Origin of the sequence: Aphanothece hegewaldii CCALA 016, assembly GCF_003007785.1 — a bacterium.
Classification (GTDB): Bacteria; Cyanobacteriota; Cyanobacteriia; order Cyanobacteriales; family Microcystaceae; genus Chroococcus; species Chroococcus hegewaldii.
On the sequence record NZ_PXOH01000043.1, the window covers coordinates 19,928 to 34,735 of the forward strand.

The 14,808-nt window shown below is 39.5% G+C and carries 15 protein-coding genes and 2 pseudogenes; 6 read left to right on the forward strand and 11 right to left on the reverse strand.

What is annotated here, in order from left to right:
- The first annotated feature begins 42 nt into the window (after positions 1–42).
- Positions 43–296: pseudogene (locus C7H19_RS22535) on the forward strand (DUF433 domain-containing protein).
- On the opposite strand, the gene C7H19_RS22540 reads toward C7H19_RS22535, so the two are convergent.
- The 3 genes from C7H19_RS22540 to C7H19_RS22550 all read right to left on the reverse strand — a co-directional run bounded on the left by C7H19_RS22540 (position 270) and on the right by C7H19_RS22550 (position 2,887).
- On the reverse strand, positions 270–1,400 hold the full coding sequence (locus tag C7H19_RS22540) for a SpoIID/LytB domain-containing protein (RefSeq protein ID WP_106459165.1): 1,131 nt from the start codon (positions 1,398–1,400) through the stop codon (positions 270–272). The pseudogene C7H19_RS22535 and the gene C7H19_RS22540 overlap by 27 nt on opposite strands.
- Before the next feature lie 138 nt (positions 1,401–1,538).
- Positions 1,539–1,955, reverse strand: coding sequence for a universal stress protein (locus C7H19_RS22545; protein ID WP_106459166.1), 417 nt, complete (start codon positions 1,953–1,955; stop codon positions 1,539–1,541).
- Between the two features lie 74 nt (positions 1,956–2,029).
- The gene (locus C7H19_RS22550) at positions 2,030–2,887 is read right to left on the reverse strand and encodes an alpha/beta fold hydrolase (RefSeq protein ID WP_106459167.1); all 858 of its coding nucleotides are present in this window, start codon (positions 2,885–2,887) and stop codon (positions 2,030–2,032) included.
- A gap of 304 nt (positions 2,888–3,191) precedes the next feature.
- On the opposite strand from C7H19_RS22550, the gene C7H19_RS22555 reads away from it, so the two are divergent.
- Positions 3,192–4,301: a calcium-binding protein gene (locus tag C7H19_RS22555; RefSeq protein ID WP_106459168.1), complete on the forward strand. Its 1,110-nt coding sequence runs from the start codon at positions 3,192–3,194 to the stop codon at positions 4,299–4,301.
- Positions 4,302–4,685: 384 nt separating this feature from the next.
- On the opposite strand, the gene clpX is transcribed toward C7H19_RS22555, so the two are convergent.
- The 3 genes from clpX to tig form a co-directional block, all read right to left on the reverse strand.
- Positions 4,686–6,035, reverse strand: a complete 1,350-nt coding sequence (gene clpX, locus C7H19_RS22560; protein ID WP_106459169.1) for an ATP-dependent protease ATP-binding subunit ClpX — start codon at positions 6,033–6,035, stop codon at positions 4,686–4,688.
- 9 nt (positions 6,036–6,044) lie between these two features.
- Positions 6,045–6,734: an ATP-dependent Clp endopeptidase proteolytic subunit ClpP gene (gene clpP / locus C7H19_RS22565; RefSeq protein WP_106459170.1), complete on the reverse strand. Its 690-nt coding sequence runs from the start codon at positions 6,732–6,734 to the stop codon at positions 6,045–6,047.
- 185 nt (positions 6,735–6,919) lie between these two features.
- On the reverse strand, positions 6,920–8,305 hold the full coding sequence (tig, locus tag C7H19_RS22570) for a trigger factor (RefSeq protein ID WP_106459171.1): 1,386 nt from the start codon (positions 8,303–8,305) through the stop codon (positions 6,920–6,922).
- Positions 8,306–8,505: 200 nt separating this feature from the next.
- Between tig and C7H19_RS22575 the strand changes: the two genes are divergently transcribed.
- The 3 genes from C7H19_RS22575 to C7H19_RS22585 all read left to right on the forward strand — a co-directional run bounded on the left by C7H19_RS22575 (position 8,506) and on the right by C7H19_RS22585 (position 12,438).
- Complete coding sequence (locus C7H19_RS22575) at positions 8,506–9,543, forward strand: aspartate-semialdehyde dehydrogenase (protein ID WP_106459172.1); 1,038 nt, start codon at positions 8,506–8,508, stop codon at positions 9,541–9,543.
- 13 nt (positions 9,544–9,556) lie between these two features.
- The gene (gene dapA / locus C7H19_RS22580) at positions 9,557–10,450 is read left to right on the forward strand and encodes a 4-hydroxy-tetrahydrodipicolinate synthase (RefSeq protein WP_106459173.1); all 894 of its coding nucleotides are present in this window, start codon (positions 9,557–9,559) and stop codon (positions 10,448–10,450) included.
- 233 nt (positions 10,451–10,683) lie between these two features.
- On the forward strand, positions 10,684–12,438 hold the full coding sequence (locus C7H19_RS22585) for a ribonuclease J (protein ID WP_106459174.1): 1,755 nt from the start codon (positions 10,684–10,686) through the stop codon (positions 12,436–12,438).
- Between the two features lie 35 nt (positions 12,439–12,473).
- Here the strand turns inward: C7H19_RS22585 and C7H19_RS22590 are convergent, their stop codons facing one another.
- From C7H19_RS22590 to C7H19_RS22605, 4 genes are all read right to left on the reverse strand, one after another.
- Entirely contained in the window at positions 12,474–12,686 is a 213-nt protein-coding gene (locus C7H19_RS22590; protein ID WP_106459175.1) for a type II toxin-antitoxin system HicA family toxin, read from the reverse strand.
- Positions 12,683–12,886, reverse strand: a complete 204-nt coding sequence (locus C7H19_RS22595; protein ID WP_106459176.1) for a type II toxin-antitoxin system HicB family antitoxin — start codon at positions 12,884–12,886, stop codon at positions 12,683–12,685. The genes C7H19_RS22590 and C7H19_RS22595 overlap by 4 nt, the downstream gene beginning before the upstream one ends.
- Before the next feature lie 31 nt (positions 12,887–12,917).
- On the reverse strand, positions 12,918–13,385 hold the full coding sequence (locus C7H19_RS22600; protein ID WP_106459177.1) for a DUF29 domain-containing protein: 468 nt from the start codon (positions 13,383–13,385) through the stop codon (positions 12,918–12,920).
- A 90-nt stretch (positions 13,386–13,475) separates the two neighbouring features.
- Positions 13,476–13,847: a cupin domain-containing protein gene (locus tag C7H19_RS22605; protein ID WP_106459178.1), complete on the reverse strand. Its 372-nt coding sequence runs from the start codon at positions 13,845–13,847 to the stop codon at positions 13,476–13,478.
- Positions 13,848–14,049: 202 nt separating this feature from the next.
- On the opposite strand from C7H19_RS22605, the pseudogene C7H19_RS22610 reads away from it, so the two are divergent.
- Positions 14,050–14,436 (forward strand): annotated as a pseudogene (locus tag C7H19_RS22610) (dynamin family protein); the annotation flags it as partial.
- Between the two features lie 41 nt (positions 14,437–14,477).
- Here the strand turns inward: C7H19_RS22610 and C7H19_RS22615 are convergent.
- The coding region (locus C7H19_RS22615; protein WP_181280643.1) for a transposase at positions 14,478–14,808 on the reverse strand (331 nt) is incomplete at its 5' end.

The window sequence follows — 14,808 nt, forward strand, 5'->3', positions numbered from 1 at the left end:
TGATCCGAAGTTATAAACTATAATTATGTTATGGTAATCTTTATGTCAGACTTACTTACTAGAATTACTGTAAACCCTAGACTCGTCCTTGTATTAAGTGCGGTGGTCGTCCTTGTATTAGAGGAATGAGAATTCGAGTTACAGACGTGCTAGACTTGTTGGCGGCTGGCTTAAGCAATGAACAAATCTTAGAAGAAATGCCCGATTTAGAAATGGATGATCTCAAAGCAATCTTTCTATATGCCGCACGTAAACTCGATGATCCCGTTTTATTGTTGCAAAACCAAACGCGCTAAACCGACACCTGGATAATAATAATCTAAAATTTCTGGATAAACATAACCTTTTTTGGCATATTCATAAGCCCCCGTTTGACTCATTCCTCTACCCCCATGTGCGCGGGCGACGATTTCATCGGTTGCAGCATACAAGGATTCTACTACACCTCCCTTGTAACTGAGGATTTGACCGGCTGTTTCATTAACTGCATGGTGGGATGTATTATATTCACTTTGTAAGCCTTTATAGACCTGCCAGCGTTGTGTATTGCCCAAATTGTACCAGGGACTCGCAGGACGAATCAAATGGACTAAAGCATAGGAACGAGCGGCGATCGCTTGTGCTTTTAGTGCTTCTATTGGGGCGTTGGGGTGCATTTCACTCCCGACAACACTATATAAATATTCTTCTAAGTTGACGTAATTGACGACTAAAAGACTACTGCCTTGAGAGACAATGAGAATTTTACCTCGATACCAGCGATCGCCTACATAAACTAAACCACCGCTATTCGGTTGCACAAAAACAACGGCAGGAAGTGTCGAATCACCGATAATTAAATTTGAGCCATTGGGAGTAACGACAAAACCTTGATTAGAGTGTAGTTTCTTTAAAAATTGTCCATTTTGATCCGAGACAGTAGCAGACTGAGAAACGCCGATCATCGACTGACTTTCATCACGGGCGATCGCTACTCTAATTTCTAGTTGTGGCGGTGTATAAGAGGGCGATGGCGGTAACGGGGCTATTTTTCTGGGTTTTGTGGCTGTAACTTTGGGTTTCTGGGCTGGAGTCGGTGCGGGTTTTTCTTTTGGTTCACTCTTGACTAATTGCGCTTTTTGTGGTAAAGCTTTTTTTTGTTCAGGTGGTTTTTGTGTGGTTTTAGGGGATGCAATGGGTTGAGGTGGTGAAATAACAGGATCTGGAGAAATAAGGGGATCTGGAGTTGGTGTCGGAATTGGACTGATAGGAGGTACACTAGACTGTTGTTGGGTATTGACCGTCTCTGGATTCGCCCAATAAGCAAAAACCAAGGGAAGAAAAGCGGTTACTGAAACAAGAGGGATCGCAAAAGCGCCTAAGTACTGGAAAAGCGGATTTAAAAATTTTTTGTCTTTCATAATTTAAGGTCATCTATTTTTCGTCTTCAGTTGAGAAACAACTCAAGAGAGAAAATACGATCTAAAATACTCTGATCGGTAGATGGCAATTTATCCATGCTCTACTATATCTTATTAATCCCATTTCGAGCCAGAAAACTACGGTTTGATCACCAAAACTGAACAAGGAGCATCACAGACGACTTGACTACTCACCGAATCTTCTATAATGCGATCGACTCCTTGTAATCCACGAGTGCCAATAATCACTAGATCAGCTTGATAAATATTGGCTAGACGGATAATTTCTTCAGCAGGATCACCATTAACGATTTCTATGATACTCCCCTTGAGTTCTTGTTGCAGGTCTTTAAGGTGTTCGTCCGCTTTTTGATATAGTAATTCAAGAGATTGATGAGGTTGCGCTGCATCGGTATCTTGTCCAGTCTCAGGAGATGGCAGCACATGAGCTAAAATAATTTTAGTTGTCGCAGTGATGTATAAATCTCCTATGGCATCTAAAATATCTTCGGACATTTCGGAACAATCCAAAGCGACTAAAATTGTTTCTAACACCTGTCATTCTCCCAATCATCAGTTATTGTAACCATATTGCCTTAGAACTATATCATCACCGTACACTTTAATTTTTACTTCTGTAAAAACTCTCTAACGATCTGTAGATAGGTTTGGGCATCTTCTAACATAGGAAAATGAGCAGTTTTCGGCATTTCGACATATTGAATCTGAGGATTTAATTTAGCTGCTTGTTGTCCGAGTTTTGCGGGAATAATAATATCTTTTTCTCCAGAAATCAATAAAGTAGGTGTAGAAATTTGCATAAATTTCTGAGGCATTACTTCAACCGCTTGTTTGCTAACTGATGTAAAAATAGTTCCTAATGCTGCGTCATAATCTGCTAATAAAAAATCTTCTAAAAAAGCGACTCTTTCTGCTTTATCAATAGGTCGATGTAAAAAACGAGCCATAAATAAACGATCCGCTAACGGAAATTTGAGAAACCAAGGATAGCGAAATTTAACCACATACCCACCAAATTTATAAAATGTGGCGAAAGCTTTTTCGTCATATTCAAAAATCCCATTACAAGTCAAGATAGCTTTTTCGACTCGTTCGGGATAAGAAGTAATAAAAAAGGTTCCAACTGATGCACCCATTGAATGACTGTTTAAATATATTTTGTCAATTTTTAGGGCATCTAACAAAAATGCTAAATCATCTGCATATTCTTCTAGTTCATAGGAAATTTCTACAGATGTTGTGGGTAGCTTAGAACGTCCAAAACCTCTTAAATCATACAACAGACAGTCATACTGATCCGATAACGCGACTGCGGTACTTTTCCAGTATCTCGCGGAACCGCCCCAACCATGAATAAACACCATGATAGGTTTATTACTCTGCTCATTGGATTGGCGAATCCATTCATAATAGTGATCAACGCCTCTAATATTGATGGTTTTTTGATATACAGTGCCTGTTGTCATTTTCGGGTTTTTATTCAAAAATTAATTGCTCTATAAAAATTCTAATAGAAAATTATCTTGCACTAAAGCTATTTATTAGTAAAAGTCTAACTTTTATAGGATATGTATAGGCTTAATTCAATTTAATAACTAGCAAGTATCGAATCGGATATACCTTGAGATATAAGTATTACAGCTTAAGTAATTTACTAATTTTCCATCAAAATAAAAAATAATTAAATTTTGTAAAAAAATCTAGAAAAAATCAATTTTTTCTGGGATTAAAAGTAAATAAACTCACAGTGATGATCAAAATAATAATAATATGGCGACGATTAAAGGAAATTCAGGAAATAACAATTTAACGGGAACGACAGAAAATGATTTTATCTATGGTTACGATGGTTTAGATACTCTAACTGGGTTAGCAGGAAATGACAGACTAGAAGCAGGAAATGGTAACGATATCCTTGATGGTGGAAGTGGTGCAGATACGATGATTGGTGGAAATGGCGATGATACTTATATTATCGATCGTATCTCTGATGTGATTATCGAAATACCAGGAGAGGGAGTCGATACGATAAAAACATCGATTAGCTATACCATGAGTGACAACTACGTTAATAATTTAATTCTCACTGGCAATAGTAATCTTAATGGTACAGGGAATAGTTACGATAATGTCATCACTGGCAATAATGGAAAAAATATTCTAAAAGGGGGTGATGGCAATGACACTATTTATGGATATGTCGATGATACTCTCTATGGTGAAAAAGGCGATGATTATTTAACTGGAGGAAGTTACATTGATGGCGATGCCACTATATATGGAGGAGAGGGAAACGATACAGTATCTGGTTTTGGCGTGATGTATGGCAATGCGGGAAATGACCTTTTAACGCCTGGGGAGTATAGTACTGCATATGGTGGTATAGGTAATGATACTCTAACGGGTTATCAGAGTGCATCTTATGGAGAAGGTGGAAATGATTTAATTACGGGTTTTCAGTTTTACGGCAACGGTGGTAATGGAAATGATACTTTAAAAGGCGGTGATTTTTCTTTCTTAGAAGGAGGTAAAGGAGAAGATACCTTAATTTGTTACAAAGATTATGACACCGATGAACATACTATAATTTTTAATGCTTCAAATGAAGGAATTGATACGATTATTGACTTTGATCCTGATACAGATAGTTTACAAGTGTCTGCTTCGGGTTTTGGTGGTATAACTGCCGGGGTGACTATTTCCTCTACACAGTTCAAATATGGAATAAGTGCGACAACTTCTAGTCAACGTTTTATCTACGATACAGCAACAGGATATTTACGCTTTGATATTGATGGGAGTGGTTCCACTTCAGCTACCGTATTAGCTATTTTCCAAGGCGCACCCACTTTAAATAATAGCGATATTAATGTGATTTAACTCAAGTGAAGTAAATAAATTGTAGGGTATTTTAATCAGATAGTTACTAATTCTGTACGCAAATATTGCATTGAGTTTAAAATTAGCTTTATAGACTTTTATCTCTAATGGACGAACTACGCGCCCTCTATCGAGTCTCAATCTAACTACTAGAATTAGATAGCCTTCTCGACTACTTTAATTTGTACGACGAGAGAGTTTAAAGCTAAAACTTTTACGTCAACCGCTTAAATAGTTAAGGTTAAAATTAGTTAACATTTTCTTGGTTGACAACCTTCTAGTTTTAAAGTTAATTATTCTTTTGTTAAGGTGCTATTGAAATTTTAGGAGATTTGCTGCCATTTGACTACATTATTGTTAAATCTTTACAATACCCTTTTAAATTTAAGCAGATTCTTGACTTGGGATTGAAGACGGGTGAATCAAAATCTCGGCGGTAGAACGTTTGTTAACCATTTCTTCAGTAATGGTACATTGTCTTAAGTCTTTGCGAGACGGTAATTCGTACATCACATCCAGCATTAATTCTTCGACAATACCGCGTAATGCTCTCGCGCCTGTTTTCCGTCGATGGGCTTCTTGTGCGATCGCTTTTACGGCATCAGCTTTAAATTCTAACTGAACGTTGTCCATCTTCAGCAGTTTTTGATACTGTTTGACTAGAGCGTTTTTGGGCTGAGTCAAGATCGCCATCAATGTCTCTTCATCTAAAGGATCTAAGGCTGCCATTACGGGAATACGTCCCACAAATTCGGGTATCATGCCGAATTTCACTAAATCTTCGGGTTCAACTTGTTTTAGTAAGTCCGCAACACGTTTATCTTTAGATGCTTGGTTTTCCCCTGGACGAATAAAGCCCATTGCTTTTTTGCCGTTGCGCTGTTCTATGACGCGATCTAAACCAACAAATGCCCCACCGCAGATAAAGAGGATATTGCTTGTATCAATTTGAATACAGTCTTGATAGGGGTGTTTGCGTCCACCTTGGGGAGGAACATTAGCCACTGTTCCTTCTAACATTTTTAATAAAGCTTGTTGTACGCCTTCCCCTGAGACATCCCTAGTAATTGAGGGGTTTTCGCTTTTACGAGCTATTTTATCGATTTCGTCGATATAAATGATCCCGCGTTGGGCTTCTTCCACATCAAGATCAGCAACTTGGAGGAGTCTGAGTAAGATATTTTCGACATCTTCTCCAACATAACCTGCTTCTGTTAAGGTTGTGGCATCTGCTACAGCAAAAGGAACATCTAATATCTTGGCTAAAGTTTGAGCGAGTAGGGTTTTTCCTGATCCCGTTGGACCCACCAGCAGAATGTTAGATTTTTGCAGTTCTACGATGTCATCTGTGTTGAGACCTGCTTTTCGAGATTGGATGTCATTTAGCCGCTTGTAGTGGTTATAAACGGCAACTGAGAGGACTTTTTTGGCCTCCTGCTGCCCAATGACATATTCATCCAGATGTTTTTTAATTTCTCTGGGTTTGGGGATTTGGGTTAGTGAAAGACGATCGCGGTTAGTTTTCCGTTTCCCGTTTCCTGGGCGATCTTCGGGTCGAGAATTTCCTGCCGCTACTGGAGTTGGCTGCTCTAACAGTTCCTCATCTAGAATTTCATTGCATAGCTCTACACACTCATCACAAATATATACCCCAGGTCCTGCGATCAGTTTTCGTACTTGCTCTTGTGATTTACCACAAAACGAACATTTTAGATGAGAGTCATATTTAGACATAAGCCGTTTTTACCTGAGTGATGTAACCGGAATAGTGGGATCAGCAAGTGCCTCACGACAAATTACTTGGTCAATTAAACCATAGTTTTTCGCGTCTTGGGCTGACATATAAAAGTCGCGTTCCGTATCATTGGCGATCGTTTCGTAGGGCTGACCTGTATTACTCGACAACATTTCATTTAGCCGTCTTTTGATGTATAGAATTTCTCTTGCTTGAATTTCGATTTCTACGGCTTGTCCTTGTGCGCCACCCAGGGGTTGATGGATCATGATGCGACTGCTTGGTAAAGCCATCCGTTTACCTTTGGTTCCACTGGAGAGGAGAAATGCTCCCATACTTGCTGCGATGCCAAAACAAATTGTTGCAACATCTGGGCGGATTTGCTGAATTGTATCATAAATCGCTAGTCCTGCATAGACTGAGCCACCTGGAGAGTTTATATACAACTGGATATCTTTCTCTGGATCTTCTGCATCAAGATACAACAATTGAGCCACAATTGAGTCAGCAACATTATCATCTATGGCTGTCCCTAAAAATATAATTCTTTCCCGTAATAAACGAGAGTAGATATCAAAGGCTCGCTCTCCCATGCCTGATTGTTCTACAACCATCGGCACGATATTTTCTGGGCCTGAATAGATGAGTGGAGAACGATGACTAAAAATCGGATAATCAGGTGATTGTGATTGAACCATATATTTGTAAAGATAAGCGCAAACTAATAATAATTTGCCAATATTAAACGTTTTTTCGTTTTGCTATTTAACAAAACATGAGTTAATAGAGTTTCCTCTACTCTTTACATTATGACTTAACTTTAACCGAAATGGGGCAAAATTTGGGGTAGGGGAATCACCCGCTCCCCCATAATCTGATCAGTTTATTCTTCTTCGGCTGTTACTGACTCTATGTCTATTGTGTCTTCTATTTCGTCTGTTTCAGGATCTAGTGTTCCTTTGGGGACTAAAGTAATAGATGCCTTTTCTTGTAGCCAATCTAAGGTTTTTTGTGTGGTAATCTCTTCTGTGATCACTTCTTGTAGGCGATCGGGATCGACATCTTGTCCGGCGAGTTGTTCGGATATTTCTTGAATTCGAGTATCAACTTCTTCAGGAGTAGCCGTAATTCCTTCTATTTGGGCAATTTTCTGTAAAACTAGGGCTTGTGTGAGTCGTTCGATGGCTTCTGGTCGAATTTCAACCCGCATTCGAGACACCATCTCCGCGTTAAACAATTGGCGAATATTCATGCCCATTTGTTCCATTTGCATAGCGGTTTGGGTGAGCATTTGATTGACTTGTCGTTCGATCAGGGTTTCGGGTAGATCGGCGGTACTAATTTCTACCAAAGCTTTCGTTAACGCTTCATGAATGCTATTTTTTGTAGCTGTTTCGGCTTGCTCAGAGTAACGTTTTTCTAAAGATTCTTTAAGTTCTGCAAAGGTTTCAAACTCACTAACATCTTGAGCAAAATCGTCATCAAGTTCAGGCAGTTCTTTCGCTTTAACTTCTTTGAGAGTGATTGTAAAAACAACTGGTTTACCCGCTAAATCCTCTCTTGGATAATCTTCAGGAAACGTCAGGGTTAAATCTTTTGTTTCTTCGGGGGACATTCCGGCAATACCTTCAATCATGCCATCAATGAAACGCCCTTCGACGAGATCAACACGAAAATCTGTACCTTGTACACCTTGAATAGCTTCTGCCTCTTCTCCCTCTTCTGTTAACGTTTTTCCTTCATAATCAATAATAGCGACATCACCAAGTTGAGCGGCGCGATCTTCAACTGGAACTAAAATCGCTTTCTCTTCTTGTTTTTCACTCAGCCATGTTTCAACTTCTTGGGGATCGTAGTCCGTTTCTTCGGCAGTTATTGTCAAATTTTGATAATCTCCAGGTTCAACCGTCGGGGGAACATCCACAGAAGCAGAAAAGATCAACGGTTCGCCTGGCTGGTATTTTTCGACTAATTCCTCGAAACTAGAAACAAGTTTAAGATTTCCGAGCGATTCAATATCTTCTTGCTTGATCGCCTCATCAAGAGCCGATTGTATCATATCTTCGACGACAGTAGCTTTAATGCGGGCTTGTCCCATGCGTTGGATGAGGATAGGACGCGGGACTTTTCCTGGGCGAAATCCTGGGATTTGTGCGGAGCGTGCTAAATTTTGGATAACTTTTTCGTAAGCGTTTTTTGAGGTTTCGGCCGAAATTTCGATTTCCAAGCCAACTTGACTGGCAGGAAGTTTTTCCTGAGTAACTTTCATTGATTTTTCTTTTCTATAACGATTAACAAATGGCTTCTGAATGGGGACTTCTCATGATATCCTTTTATCAGATATCCTCTCATTCTACAAGGCATAACGATCTTATTATTCTAGCCTTGAAAGGGTACTATGTGTATATAATGCTAACCCAAAAGCAAAATAATCAGAAACCGTAAATAAAGCCATTGGAGGAAAGCAATTTGTCTAATTCAGTACGGGTGGCTGTTTTGGGAGCAACGGGAGCCGTTGGAACCGAACTATTAGAATTATTGGATAGTCGTCAATTTCCCTTGGCGAGTTTAAAACTGTTGGCCTCTCCTCGAACTGCAGGTCAAACTATATTATTTAAAGGGGAAAATTTAGTTATTGAAGCGGTTGATGAGAAGTCTTTTGTTGATGTTGATATTGTGTTGGCTTCTGCGGGAAGTTCGACATCTAAACAATGGGTTAAAACGATCGTTGATTCAGGAGCCGTAATCATCGATAATTCTAGTGCCTTTCGCATGGACAAAGATGTCCCTCTAATTGTCCCAGAAATTAATCCCACCGCAGCCGAACACCACAAAGGCATTATTGCTAATCCGAATTGTACAACGATTCTGTTGGGGATGGCGATTTGGCCACTCCATCAAGTGCAACCCATTAAACGTATTGTGGTGGCTACTTATCAGTCAGCCAGTGGCGCTGGTGCTAGAGCAATGGAAGAACTCAAAACCCAAGCCCAAGCGATTTTAAATCAACTTGAACCCAAAGCCGAATCTTTTCCCTATCCGTTGGCTTTCAACCTTTTTCCTCACAACTCGTCTTTAAATGAGTTAGGATATTGTGAGGAAGAGATGAAGATGATTAACGAAACTCGGAAAATTTTTAATGACACCCAAATCCAAGTCAGCGCCACATGTATTAGAGTTCCAGTGTTGCGGGCTCACTCGGAAGCGGTTAATCTAGAATTTGAGCAACCTTTCGCAGTCGAAAAAGCTAGAGAAATCTTAAAAACGGCTCCAGGCGTTACATTAGTCGAAGATTGGCAAAATAATTATTTTCCGATGCCGATGGATGCCACTGGTAAAGATGATGTTCTCGTGGGGCGAATTCGTCAGGATCTTTCTCATCCCTGTGGTCTAGAATTATGGCTATGTGGTGACCAAATTCGCAAAGGGGCTGCTCTAAATGCGGTACAAATTGCTGAATTATTGGTAAAAAATAATCTGCTACGTCCTCAAGCCGTTGCAGTATAATAGGAAAAGGGGAATGACGAATCAAAAAAGTTTTGGACGAGTTTTGACGGCAATGGTAACGCCCTTCGATGAGTCGGGACACGTTAACTACGAAGTAGCCGAAAAGTTAGCAACGTATTTAGTAACTCATGGTAGTGATGGGTTAGTGGTTTGCGGGACTACGGGAGAGTCACCCGCCCTCACTTGGGACGAAGAATATGAGTTATTTAAGGTGGTTAAAAATGCCGTTGGACATCAAGCCAAAATTTTAGCAGGAACGGGATCAAATAGCACCTCTGAAGCCATAGAAGCGACAAAAAAAGCCGCTAAATTGGGATTAGATGGCTCTTTACAAGTCGTTCCCTATTACAATAAACCCCCCCAAGAAGGTCTGTATGAGCATTTTAAGGCGATCGCTCTTGCCTGTCCAGATTTTCCAGTTATGTTGTATAATGTACCAGGAAGAACGGGACAAAACCTTTTACCCGAAACGGTGGCCAAACTAGCCGAAATTGACAACATTGTGGCAATCAAAGAAGCAAGCGGCAACATCGAACAAGTCTGTAAGGTTCGTTGTCTAACCCATTCCTCTTTTGCGATTTATTCTGGTGATGATTCCCTGACTTTGCCCATGATGACGGTTGGTGGTATGGGTGTCGTCAGTGTTGCTAGTCATTTGGTGGGCGAACAAATACAGCAAATGATTCAAGCCTTTGAGGTGGGAAAAACCGATTTAGCTGTAGAATTAAACCTCAAGCTATTTAATTTGTTTAAAGTGCTTTTTTGTACGACTAATCCCATTCCAGTCAAAGCAGCATTAAATAAACAAGGCTGGCAAGTGGGGAAACTGCGTTTGCCTCTAAGTTCTCTATCCCTAGAGCTATTGCCTTCTTTAGAAGCGGTGATGCAAGATTTAGACTTACTTTGATGATTTTTGCGTAAAATTGCCTAACTAGCTAGAAACAAAATAGACTAGAATAAAAATAAAGATATGTTCTAAGCTATAAAAAATTTGCTCAATTAGTGGCATATATAATAAATTGGTCAAAAATTATAAAAACAGGGTATTAATAAATTAATTAAAGGAAACTGGATAAAAACAATTTCATTTTATTAAAGCGCTTAAACGACTAACAAAAACAATCCAATTGAAGGAAACTAATGACACAAAACGAAACTCAATCATTACTCAAAATTATCCCCTTGGGCGGTCTACATGAAATCGGAAAAAATACTTGTGTCTTTGAATACGAAGACGAAATGATTTTAGTCGATGCAGGTTTAGGCTTTCCCACAGAAGAGATGCACGGGGTTAATATCGTTTTACCCGATATGACATATTTACAGGAAAATCGCCATAAAATAAAAGGAATGATCGTCACTCACGGACATGAAGATCATATTGGTGGTTTACCCTATCATCTCAAACATTTTGATATTCCTATTATCTACGCACCTCGTTTAGCCACTGCGCTTTTACGAGATAAATTAGCAGAAGTTGGACTCGCAAACCGAACCACTTTAGAAACAGTATCACCCCGACAAACTGTCCGTTTAGGTCGATATTTTGCCGTTGAATATATTCGTAATACTCATTCAATGGCGGATAGTTTTACAGTGGCAATTACAACACCAATAGGCGTAATTATCCATACTGGTGATTTTAAAATCGATCATACACCAGTAGATAAAGAATATTTCGACTTACAAAAACTAAGCGAATACGGCGAAAAAGGTGTTTTATGTCTTTTGAGTGACTCGACTAACTCAGAAGTACCCGGTTTTACACCTTCTGAGTCCTCAGTATATCCTCACCTAGATCGCGTATTCGCACAAGCCCCAGGACGCTTGATGCTGACAACTTTTGCTTCATCCGTCCATCGCATTCATCTCGTTCTACAACTCGCCCAAAAACATAACCGTAAAGTGGTTGTCGTTGGTCGATCGATGCTGAATGTCATTGCTCACGCTCGGAATTTGGGCTATATTAAATGTCCAGATAGTATATTTGAACCAATTAAAGCGATTAAGAGTTTACCCGATGAAAAGATCTTGATTTTAACTACAGGATCTCAAGGGGAACCTCTAGCAGGAATGACACGTATTGCCAAAGGAATGCACCCTCAAATTAGAATTCAGCAAGGGGATACCATTATATTCTCAGCTAACCCAATACCGGGAAATACGATCGCAGTCGTTAACATCATCGATCAACTGATGATGCAAGGTGCAAATGTTGTTTATGGACGCGATAAAGGGATTCATGTTTCGGGACACGGCGCACAAGAAGACCAAAAACTTATGTTAGCCTTGACTAAACCTAAGTTTTTTATGCCGGTACACGGTGAACATCGGATGTTAGTCAAACATTCCCAAACTGCCCAAAGCTTAGGTGTTCCGCCCGAAAATATTGTAATTGTCAAAAATGGCGACATTATTGGATTATCACCCGATAGTATAAGTGTAATTGGGCAGGTTACAAGCGGTATTGAACTCGTCGATCAATCAGGGATCGTTCAAGAACACGTCATGCAAGATCGCCGACAACTCGCTGATGATGGCGTAGTAACGATCGCAGCAACCGTCAGCGCAGAAGGAAAACTGCTCACTCAACCAGAAATTCATCTAAGAGGAGTGGTGACAAGTGTCGAGCGCTCATTATTAAATCAACTGATTATACGGTCAATTGAGCGCACAATCACCGAAAAATGGGAAGAATACACCCAAAGCTCAAACCCTGAAACACAATTAGCACAATTGCGAGAAGAAATTGAAACTAACTTACAACGACTGATCAAACGAGAATTGCAAAGTCAACCGTTAGTCATCTTCTTACTACAAACCGCAAATATAGAACCAGCAACCCAAACACGGGTTTATCGTCGTCGTCGTCCAACTGCTTCGATCGCATCTTAAAATAATTAGGGTGGGCAATGTCCCACCTTTTTAGTTTAAAGCGATAAATCATCTTCCGTTAATTCGGCTATTGCCATTAAAGCTTTCAGAGTTCCTACTTTTAAATCTTTATTTCGATGAACAGGAATAGTCAATATTTCCATCTTTTCTGATTTTTCATAAATGTGATGACTTCCAGTAATTCTTGCCAAAGCCCAGCCTTTCTTTTCAACAATTTTACATAATTTTTTCCCAGAAATAGATTTCATACAGCAATTTCAATAATTTGATCAGCTTCATCTGTCAATTGATATTCATTAGCGACTTCCAACCATCCTGTAATTGCATCTTGAAGATTATTCATGACTTCTTCTAAAGTATCTCCTTCAGTAATACAACCAGGCAAAGCGGGAACTTCTGCCCAGTATCCGCCTTCTTGTGCTGGATGAAGGATTGCTTTAATTTTCATAATGACCGACTTAAAATAGAGTATTTATAGTTTAATCTAGATTAGGCAACCAACTTTCATCTAAGACTTGTTCTAGAGTAAACGCAGGTTGTATCGGTAAGACATTGGAAGCGAGTTCGGTTTTAACGATGACAATATCTCTCGCATCTTGATAAGTTTCTTCAAAGACTTCTGTTAGGTAAGGTTTTAGACTAGGATTATTTTTGAGTAGTTTTTTAAGTTGTTTTCTTTGCTCAATAATTGTTCCTTTCCACCTACGAGCATTATATTCTCTTTCTGCACTCCAGTAAGCCAGTTTGAGTAAATGTTCTAATAAAACCAGTAAACGACTTTCTAGCTTATGCTTTGGAGCGTTTCCCAAATCTTCCAACTCCTCTAATAAATGTTCCCAGTCAACCGACTCTAAATGTTGGGAGCGAATTTGTTCAATAGTTGTATTGATCCAGAGATAAAAGTCTTGTTGATACAGAGTTTGAGAAGTAGGAAGACGAATAGACATAACAATAATCTAAAAATTTATTCTTATAAGGGTTAGGACTCCCTACCCCTACATGATTACCAGTATAGAGAATTCTGCATTTAAGACAAATTAAGGAGATGCGGCGATAACTTTGAGAGTTGGAGCAGAATAGATAGATAAAAATATTGCATCATCATGACCCTCATTAATTGCACCATGAACTTGTAATGGTACAGCAACATCAATTTGTCCCGCAGAAATAATTTTTTTCTGTCCGTCGCCCAGATAATAAGTCAATTCTCCTTTAATCATAACCCAAGTGTCTTGACCATCAGGATGAAAATGAGCAGGGACTTGCTGCCCAGGAAGAACACCCCAAACAGCAATACTAGAATATTCGGTGATGGCTATTTCCGTAACAATTGCTTTTTCTTGGGAAAAACGAACTAAAGAAGCTACATCGAATGTGCGTTGGGTAGATGAGGCTAAAATTTCAGTCATTGTTGTCTTTATTGAGAATTTGCTAGGGTGAGCCACTTTTGTCGTCAAGATTGTAGCAATTCAGACAGCTTAATTTTGTTCATTTGAGCAACTTTTCTACTTTATCTACTCTAGCCTTAGAAAATAATTTATTTTTTCAGACATGATTTTCTTTTATTAACTGGGAACACTAAAAGAGATAACCTAATGTAGTGCGATCGCTATGGCTGAACTTTTACCACAATGCACGGATCTGGCTCAAAATGTTAATCATTTACTCGAATTGCTACAATCTGAACCCTCGCTACGTTCTGGACAAGATACGACAGCTATTGAAACCTCTTTAAAAAAAGCCATCTCGCCTAAGTTTGAAATTGTTTTCGCAGGTGCATTTAGTGCGGGTAAATCGATGCTCATTAATGCCCTATTGGAGCGAGAATTATTATATAGTGCAGAAGGTCACGCCACAGGGACTGAATGTCATATAGAATACGCCCAAAGCGATCAAGAAAGGGTTGTTTTAACGTTTTTGAGTGAAGCAGAAATACGCGCTTTAGTCGATACACTCTGTCAACGCTTAGATATTAAAGCACCGAATAATATTAATTCATACCAAATCCGTAGTTATTAGCCATTGTATACAAAGAGGTTTTAACCAGCCTTGAAAACTTCTGGATCTGGCCACCAATGATAGTTAGTCAAAGCTTGAATTTGAGGTTGCATTTGTGCAAGAACATGACAGCGTTGAGCGAGAACCACTTCCAAAGCATCAAGAGTTTCAAAGCTCTTGTTGACCAAAGGCTCATCAGCCAAAGCCCAAAGTCTCTCGGCTGGTTGTAATTCGGGAGAGTAAGGAGGTAAAGGCTCAAAAAAGATGCCTAATGGTAACTCAACTTTCTCGCTCATATGCCATCCAGCGCGGTCAAGAACCAAAAGGATAATTTTGTCTTGTCCTGCTCCTACAGCTGCGGCAAAGGATTTT

Excerpts from the sequence above, each read along its gene's own strand:
- C7H19_RS22540 (WP_106459165.1), bottom strand. The coding sequence starts at position 1,400 with ATGAAAGACAAAAAATTTTTAAATCCGCTTTTCCAGTACTTAGGCGCT.
- C7H19_RS22550 (WP_106459167.1), bottom strand. The coding sequence starts at position 2,887 with ATGACAACAGGCACTGTATATCAAAAAACCATCAATATTAGAGGCGTT.
- C7H19_RS22555 (WP_106459168.1), top strand. The coding sequence starts at position 3,192 with ATGGCGACGATTAAAGGAAATTCAGGAAATAACAATTTAACGGGAACG.
- clpX (WP_106459169.1), bottom strand. The coding sequence starts at position 6,035 with ATGTCTAAATATGACTCTCATCTAAAATGTTCGTTTTGTGGTAAATCA.
- clpP (WP_106459170.1), bottom strand. The coding sequence starts at position 6,734 with ATGGTTCAATCACAATCACCTGATTATCCGATTTTTAGTCATCGTTCT.
- tig (WP_106459171.1), bottom strand. The coding sequence starts at position 8,305 with ATGAAAGTTACTCAGGAAAAACTTCCTGCCAGTCAAGTTGGCTTGGAA.
- dapA (WP_106459173.1), top strand. The coding sequence starts at position 9,557 with ATGACGAATCAAAAAAGTTTTGGACGAGTTTTGACGGCAATGGTAACG.
- C7H19_RS22585 (WP_106459174.1), top strand. The coding sequence starts at position 10,684 with ATGACACAAAACGAAACTCAATCATTACTCAAAATTATCCCCTTGGGC.
- C7H19_RS22590 (WP_106459175.1), bottom strand. The coding sequence starts at position 12,686 with ATGAAATCTATTTCTGGGAAAAAATTATGTAAAATTGTTGAAAAGAAA.
- C7H19_RS22595 (WP_106459176.1), bottom strand. The coding sequence starts at position 12,886 with ATGAAAATTAAAGCAATCCTTCATCCAGCACAAGAAGGCGGATACTGG.
- C7H19_RS22600 (WP_106459177.1), bottom strand. The coding sequence starts at position 13,385 with ATGTCTATTCGTCTTCCTACTTCTCAAACTCTGTATCAACAAGACTTT.
- C7H19_RS22605 (WP_106459178.1), bottom strand. The coding sequence starts at position 13,847 with ATGACTGAAATTTTAGCCTCATCTACCCAACGCACATTCGATGTAGCT.